Below are 393 nucleotides of genomic sequence, written 5' to 3' on the forward strand. Positions count from 1 at the left end.
TGGCGAGGCGTTCTTCTCGAATAGATTCCAGGGGTGGTGTGCTTACATCCTTGTTGGTTCCGGTAAAGCCGGCCGTGGTGGTGGTACTGAATATTATAAGGGGGCTTACTCTCAGGATCCGAATGCCTTTGTTGAAGTTATGCTGCCAATGCTCTTCGGTAAGCCTGTTACTTCGTCTGGGGCCGCGGCAACTGTAATTGGTGCTGCCGTTAATGACGAAGCAACGGCACGTGCCAATGCTGATAGTGCCGCAGCTACACGCATCAGCAATGTGGAGGTTCGTGCAGGTGATCTTGAAGGTACTGCTGGTACGCTACAAACTGCCATTACCGACATTAATGGCAAAATTTCCACTCGGTGGGCAGCTCAAGCTGTTTCGCCTGGTGGGCGTGC

General features: G+C 52.7%; 1 protein-coding gene. It reads left to right on the forward strand.

Going from position 1 to position 393, the window contains the following annotated elements; genetic code table 11:
- Window positions 1-393 (forward strand): hypothetical protein (locus VJI94_RS08060; RefSeq protein ID WP_324008972.1); only part of this gene is annotated, 393 nt, incomplete at both ends.

Source organism: Parvimonas sp. D9 (assembly GCF_035282565.1).
GTDB lineage: Bacteria > Bacillota > Clostridia > Tissierellales > Peptoniphilaceae > Parvimonas > Parvimonas micra.